The sequence below is a fragment of the Bifidobacterium sp. B4079 genome, assembly GCF_026537385.1.
Taxonomy (GTDB): domain Bacteria; phylum Actinomycetota; class Actinomycetes; order Actinomycetales; family Bifidobacteriaceae; genus Bombiscardovia; species Bombiscardovia asteroides_I.
In genome coordinates, this window is record NZ_JAFNMH010000007.1 from 1 (window position 1) to 7,653 (window position 7,653).

Annotated in this window: 5 protein-coding genes; all 5 read left to right on the forward strand. The window is 46.6% G+C overall.

The annotated features are described in order from the left end of the window. Positions 1 to 180 precede the first annotated feature (180 nt). The 5 genes from J3T95_RS09060 (at position 181) to J3T95_RS09080 (ending at position 7,409) form a co-directional block, all read left to right on the forward strand. Positions 181 to 2,493, forward strand: coding sequence for a prolyl oligopeptidase family serine peptidase (locus J3T95_RS09060; protein ID WP_267431528.1), 2,313 nt, complete (start codon positions 181 to 183; stop codon positions 2,491 to 2,493). A 250-nt stretch (positions 2,494 to 2,743) separates the two neighbouring features. Beyond that, positions 2,744 to 3,295, forward strand: a complete 552-nt coding sequence (locus J3T95_RS09065; protein ID WP_143243380.1) for a class III lanthionine synthetase LanKC N-terminal domain-containing protein — start codon at positions 2,744 to 2,746, stop codon at positions 3,293 to 3,295. Between the two features lie 111 nt (positions 3,296 to 3,406). After that, positions 3,407 to 4,105 carry an ABC transporter ATP-binding protein gene (locus J3T95_RS09070; RefSeq protein WP_045924347.1) on the forward strand — a complete coding sequence of 233 codons (699 nt, stop codon included), beginning with the start codon at positions 3,407 to 3,409 and terminating at the stop codon, positions 4,103 to 4,105. 47 nt (positions 4,106 to 4,152) lie between these two features. Then, positions 4,153 to 5,598 (forward strand): FtsX-like permease family protein, encoded by a 1,446-nt coding sequence (locus J3T95_RS09075; protein ID WP_045924218.1) that lies wholly within the window; start codon positions 4,153 to 4,155, stop codon positions 5,596 to 5,598. 8 nt (positions 5,599 to 5,606) lie between these two features. Next, positions 5,607 to 7,409, forward strand: coding sequence for an ABC transporter ATP-binding protein (locus J3T95_RS09080; protein WP_110452323.1), 1,803 nt, complete (start codon positions 5,607 to 5,609; stop codon positions 7,407 to 7,409). The last annotated feature ends 244 nt before the right edge of the window (positions 7,410 to 7,653 follow it).

Here is a 7,653-nt window from a genome sequence, read left to right on the forward strand (position 1 = left end):
CCCGACCTATTAACAACCACCCAACACGCTTACAGCCACAAGGCCAAACCCCCAACATAAACAACGCGTTTAGTTCCTATAGCCCTGCCTATAATTATCAACGTAGGTGCATTAGCTAACTGATGGGCAAAGGCCGTGGAATCATGCATCTCATGGTCATTTTAAAAGGACTTATTAAGTATGAATCAGGCAACGCAGAGAAATAATGAAAGAGACACCGAATGTCTCCTGCTTCAGAATGTTAGATTTGAAAAAAGGATGGAGCACCTTCAAGATCTTCAGAGAGAGCTATTCCTGGAACAGCAAAACCGCAAAAAGGAGGAGTTTGTTTCTCCTGCTGTTAGATTGGGCAACTTCTGGTATTTCTCACGGAACTTTGTAGGAAAGCCTTATGATGTACAGTACCGTTTGCCGGTTATCGCTGATGATGATTGGAATCCTCCCGACGTTATTGCAGTCGCTAATCAGAGTGATGTAAAGGGTGAAGAGGTTGTATTCGATGCCAATGCTGAAATCGGCAGTTCGAAATATTTCCATTTGCAAGATTTGTCTATCAGCAATGACGGCAAACTTCTGCTTTACAGCACGGATACTAAAGGCAATGAAAGATATACTGTTCATCTTCGTCGAATCACGCAATCCAAGCCGCTATCGGATGTTATTCCCGATACCGGCGGGGCATGTTTAAGTCCCGATGGGCAATGGGTGTTCTATCTGGTACTTGATAATCAGATGAGACCATTCGCAGTGAAACGACATCACATTGGATCGAGTATTCAAGAAGATGTTGAAGTGTTTAGAGAAAATGACGAAAAATTCCGCGTAACTGTCACGATTAGTAATGATAACCAATACATCGTCATTACATCGGCCTCTCCAACAAGCAAAGAAGTTTTAATCTTGCCGGCGGCAAACCCAACAGGCGAATTCATATCTTTTATAAAAAGACACAATAGTATTAAGTATTCCGTGCAGTTCGGTTTTTTTGAAGCTGAGGAAGACGAAGAAGACGATATACCAATTGCCGTGATCCGACATAATGGCAGAACACCGAACTTTGAAGTCGATATAATCGATATGCGTTTGCACGAGCCGCCCTTCTATATCGGTGAGGGAACATGTATCGCTATGGGAGAATCTTGCCCGGTAGACGATACTGAGATAGCGCGAAAAGACAGTAAATCTATCTTGGCAGGAAAGCGCCAGCGCACCCTTCCAAATCCTCGAATTTTCCAGCAAGTGCGAGGTTTGAACATTTTTTCCGTCTGTGTTCGCCGCAACTTCATTTCATTAAGCTACCGTTCAGATGGGCTGCCTCGTATTGCTTTTGTTGATAAAGCTTCAGTTAAGGAATCTACTGAGTTCAATCGTCCTTTGAATCTTAATGAGGTGAAGCCACTCACCAATAACAGGGTGGATTCTGTAGGTGATAGTAAGATTTATTCCATCGTTAGCTCAGGGAACTTGTCATATGATTCCCCGAATATGCGTTACTCAATTTTCAGTTATACATCTCCCACAGAAATTCGTGAAGTGAATCCATTGACTGGCGATGACAACTTTGTAGGGGGATATGCAGGTTTTGAGGATTTTGATAGCAGCCTATATGCCGAACAGCGGATCTGGCTACCGTCAAGAGACGGTGAGAAGATTCCAGTATCACTGATTTGGAAAAAAGAACTGCAGCAAAATATATATCGCGAGAGACAACTGCATTCAGCATTTACCGGTCTTCCACAGAATCGGCCTATGTATATAACAGGTTACGGTGCTTATGGAGTCAGCACTGATCCAGACTTCTCAATGGAGCGACTAAGTTTACTTGACCGTGGAATATTATATGCAGTGGTTCATGTCCGCGGTGGGGGGGAACTAGGATATACCTGGCATGAACAGGGTCGGAAGCTTCATAAAAGAACATCATTTGAGGACTTTATAGATTCAACCCAAGCTTTACAAGATGCCGGCTGTGCGAAGCCTGAAAGAACCGTGGCTTATGGTAATTCTGCCGGCGGATTACTTGTGGCATCCGCAGTTTCGATGGCACCAGATTGTTATGCGGGTGTTATTGCGGACAGTCCTTTTGTTGATCCGTTAACAACGCTTCTTAACCCATCTTCTCCTCTGACTGTGGCGGAATGGGACGAATGGGGAAATCCGTTGGAAAGCCAAAAGGTTTTCGATTATATCAGGTCATATTCACCTTGTGAAAACCTTCCTTCTCACGGAAAGCAGAAAGGGAAGGGGAGTGGTGAATCCGTGCAAGAATGGAGATTCCCTTCAGTTTTAGCAATAGCCGCAAAGCAAGATGCTCGGGTCTCCTATAGAGAATCTCTGAAGTGGGTGTCACTGCTCCAGGAAATCGGTGCAGACGCAGTCGTTAATATCATTCAGAATGGAAGCCACGGGGGAGGATCAGGTAAGTATAGACGCTGGGAAAAGTTTGCTATGCAAACGGCTTGGTGTCTTGACATCATTGGATGCAGCAATTGAAGGTCCATCTCTACTCAAAGGAAAGTTGCCATCTTAAAAGGCGACGTATGGGTACTTAGCTATCAAAGGCAATGAGCAAGTTATTAATATTCAAGAAGCGAGTTAAAACAGAAGTTGACACTGAACCGGGTTCTGATAATATTACTACAAAGCATAGTCCGCAACGATGGGAGACGCAATGATTGGGGAAGCTGTATACATGCGGGCGACGCACCCAGGATCTCCTTTCTTTGTCGATAGCCGTAGTCTCATGGCACATGCCGAAGAGTCATGGGATCCTGAACCTGACTGTCCGATAGGATGGGCTTCAAATAAATCCGTAGTATGGACATATATGCAGCCGACTGCTTGCATAATGAGGACCCACGGATGGAAAATTCATGTGACGGCTTCCCTTGACAATGCACAATCAGTTTTAGAAAAAGTTTCTAAAATCTGTATTTCAGAGCATGTTATGTTCAAATATCTCAGGGATAAACAACAGTACCGATCCTCCAATACCAAATATGCAGGACGCAGCTCTAGTGGAAAATTCATAACCATATATCCCTTTTCTGATGAGCATCTTGAAAGATTAACCCTCAAACTAGAGGAAGCAATAGGCGGTGAACCAGGACCTTATATCCTCAGTGATTTAAGGTACAATAACGGACCTATCTTTTTCAGATATGGGGCGTTTGTTTCAATAGAAATGTCCGATGCGGAAGGTGAGAAGATAAGTCTCATTCCCGACGCTGACGGAGTGTTGAAAGAGGACATATGCACCAGTTACAGCGATACGAGCAACGTGTTGTGTTGGTAAATAGGAATATCGCCCCATGACAGCGTTTATTTCAGTACTCGTTGTCGTGGGGCTTTATAATCGCATGAGGTCTGGCGATACTCTGATCTCAGTACCATGAAGGTTAATATTATGCGTGATGGTGTGGTAGTAGCTGAACAGCTAAGTAAGAATTTCGTCTCGGGTGACGGGACTCCCACTGTGGTGTTCAATGATCTTTCTTTTGTTGCTGCTGGTGGTGCCATGACCGCAATTACAGGGCCCTCTGGATGTGGTAAGAGCACCTTGCTATATTGCCTTTCTGGTCTTGAACAGCCATCTCAAGGAAATGTGTGGGTGCTGGGTGAGGAACTAACTAAGAAGAACCAGCGTAACTTGGCTTTGTTTCGCAGATCGCATATCGGGTTTGTGTTTCAGTCCTACAATCTTGTCCCGTCCATGACCGTTCGTGACAATATCCTGCTCCCCTTGACTCTCAGCCATCGCAAGGTCGATCAAGGAAGCATCGATGCCCTCATGGATAAGTTCCACTTGAGCGGGCACGACAATGACGCAGCTAGTTCGCTCTCAGGTGGTGAGCAGCAGCGGGTATCCTTGATTCGCACCTTGGTCGCGGATCCCGATGTTGTGTTCGCCGATGAGCCGACAGGTGCTCTTGACCAGAAGTCCGGACAGTTGGTTTTCTCGCAGTTGCGGGACTTCTCCCATCGACCCGGTAAATGCGTGGTCGTGGTCACACACGATCTCCGCCTGGCCCGGCAATGCGACGTCGTATACACCATGAGTGATGGCGGATTTGTCGCATCAGGGAATGTGGAAGAGCAAGCGTAGTTATTGCCCTGATTCTGTATGGCGATGCGGCGTGAAAGGTGTAAGTCATGAAGTGGGCGTTGAATGATCTGAAAGCCAATAGAGGAATCTGGGCCGGTGTGTTTCTTGTGCTTGTGGTCACGCAGACGATTCTGTGCGCCATGAGTGTATGCAAGGGAATCAATGATCTCAAACATGATTCCCCGGGGGAAGTGGGTGTGGTATCTCACCATCTCAGCACTAACGTGGACTCGGTCTACCAGATAGCAATGGTCCTGGGTTGCCTGGTCATTATGGTGACGATTCAGGCTTCCATAAGGCAGCGGCGGAAGGGACTTGCATTGTTGTCCCTGCTTGGTGCCACACCTAGGCAGGTGCTGACCCTCACCATGGTGCAGGTGTTCGTGCTGACTCTGATCTCCTCCATCGTTGGTATGGCGCTGGCGCCAATTCTTGCCCCACGGATTCTAAAGTTCCAGTTGGAGGCCGTGCTGTTACCGCCGCTTATCACTTTTACTTGGCAGGGTTTCTTAGACTTTGCTTTGAGGGGGCTTGCAGTCGGTTTCATTGTGGCTTTGTTGGGTGCTCTCTTTACTCTGCGTGCTTTGAGGAAAGTGCTTCCGGTTGAGCTGCTGAGAGGTTCAGGAACTGAGGAAGTCCACGTCACGAGAGCTGGGCGCGGTCTGAGGAGATTCCTTATTATCGGTGGTTTCATCGCCCTGCTGGCACCGGCTGTCGCTGCCGTCATCCTGGTGTTGAACGACCCCAAAACTCTGAGTAAGACCCAATTGGGCATCATCATGCAACCCATGTCATTAGGCCCGATCATCGCGATACTGCTGTTTCTGGTCGCTCTGGCCTATTCTGGAGGACCCATCATCCAATGGGCCACCAAAACATGGACGAATCTGGTTCCTGTGCAATCCGATGTCTGGAAGATCGCACGGGCACAAGCCATTGTGAGAAGTCGCGGGAAGGCATTCGGCTCCACCATCATCTCACTGACTGCTTGCCTGTTCCTGCTCGGTGGATTGTTAATCACAGGTCAAACCAGTACTGCTGCCATAAGTGGCTTTCCCCAGTTGAAAGACATGGGATCAGCCACACCGATAGAGCTTATGTCCAGCCTGTGGTCGGCCTTGCTCATTGCTGTAATCGGTGCGGTCGCCAGTTTCGCCATCTCTGCCAAGGAACGCAACCTTGATCTGGCCCTTATCTCCATCGCGGGCGCTGTGCCCGGACAGCTACTTGCCATATCGGCCTTGGATGGTTTCATCCTCGTGACCACCGGTATCCTTATCTCTGCGGGGGCCACCTTGCTCGTCGGAGTTTTCACCGCTGTGACATTCCTCCCTCTTTCCAAGAATCTCTTTGTAGTGGTCTTCCCCTGGAAGTTCTTCATTATCCTTGCTGTGCCCATTATCGCCGCGGGAACACTTTCCACATTTTTCTCTGCACGTTCTAGTTTGAAGCGATCGGCAATTGAAACCGTCCAAACAGCCATAGGCGAATAGCGGAAATCATGTCAACTATGCAAACTCAGCAACGTCAAAAAACCACAATTTTTAATGTATTCAGACTATTGAAACCGCACACAGCTATCACTGTTGTTGTGATGTCTGTGGGTATAGTGTCTTCAGGTCTGGCGTTACTACAACCTCTGTGTGTCAATTATCTTCTACACGCCATAGAACAGAGTCAGAAGTTGGTGAGACCAATTGCAGTCTTGGCGCTTTTGTTTGTAGCAGGCATCGTCCTGGATGGTTTGGGATCCAATATGGCAAACCGCCTTGCGGCGAAAATAGTTTTCGATAAACGTAGCAATCTCATTACCTGTATCCTCGGCCTGCCGGTACAAGAGTATGATAAGAGGGAGTCGGGTGACTATGTCTCAACTGTCATCTCAGATACTAATGAGTTACGCTCAGCCCTGTCATCAGACTTCTTTAAAGTGGCCGCGAATCTGTTAACAGCTTGCGGATCAGCTGTCGCTATGCTGTTCATTGATACCAGACTCTTTGCCGTGGCACTTATAACTTCGTGCACATCCATTCTGTTGATGATTGCTGCTTCTTCTCGTCTGCAGGCCTATACCGAACTGGTACAAGCTAAGACAGCAAGACTGTCTAATGCCATACTGCGATCATTAGCTGGAATTCGCACAATTAAGGCCTTTATGGCAACAGTGCCTGAAACGAAAAGAGTAGTCGGTACCGCAGAAGAAGTGTATCGGGCAACAGTAAAAGTGGCCAACAAGGAAACAATCATTCGGTCCATTGTGAACTGCGCCATACAGCTGACCTTACTAATCGTTTTTTCCTTTGGCGGCGCGGAAATAGCGAAAGGGGATCTTGATATTTCTAATTTCATCTCCTTTTCAATGTATTTGACTATGGTTGTTTCTTCGCTAAGCTCCTTTTCCTCATCTATAACCACGGCTTTCAAAGCTTTAGGACCACTCAGGAGAATAGAAGACATTGAATCTTTGCGCGATAAAAGCGAAACCGTAAGTTCGAGCAATATGCTTTCCCCAGATGGGCATTCCTCGTTTGATACAGCCAACATTACGCTGGAGTTCAAAGATGTATGCTTTTCTTACAATACAGCGGACAAAGATGATGAACGAAATACCACTCTGCAGAACATTAGTTTTAGCGCAGTCCCACACCAAAGAACCGTCATCGTGGGCTCGTCGGGTTCAGGTAAAACTACGCTGCTTTCCCTATTGGAGGCTTTTTATAGGCCGGATTCGGGGCATATCCTATACAACAATGTTGACTCAACTGATTTAAATGCCAACGATATCAGGAAAGTAGTTAGCTATATTGAACAAGATGCTCCTATATTCTCCGGTAGTATTCGAGATAATCTAACGATGGGAACCATCGAAGCAAGCGATGAGACATGTTGGAATGCGCTCAAGCTCGTCAATCTTGATACAAAAGTTAGGAATCTCGAACAAGAGTTAAATACGCAGGTCGGTGAACAAGGCCACTTCCTGAGCGGCGGAGAACGTCAGAGACTTTCCATCGCCAGGATTTTGCTGCACAGAAAACCTGTCATTCTCTTAGACGAGCCTACGTCAAGCCTCGACTCAATCAACCAACAGAAGATAAATGCTCTACTACGCGAGATATTCTCCGAACAAACCGTCATTGAAGTAGTTCACAGAATGTCAACAATTGAGCCAGGTGATCAAATACTGGTCATGGAAAAGGGCAAAATCGTCGCATGCGGCACGCATGACGAACTTAAGATTTCCAGCCCAGCTTATAGGGAACTACTACAGATGCCGACCATTAGCCAGCAAACCACAGACAATTAAATGTGATGACTTTGTGAATTCTTGTATTTAAATGTAGATACACTAGTCTCATAACGGTATATTTAATGATGTTAGAAGCCGCCACTGCCTCCATCATATTTATATGATGTGCACACTAGGGCGGCATTTTCTTTACCTAAAGGGGATGTAACTGAGATGAGGCCTATAGGAACTAAACGCGTTGTTTTAGGTTCTGTGTGTGGGTTTGGTTGTGTGTTGGTCAGAGTGTGGTGTTGGGGTATCT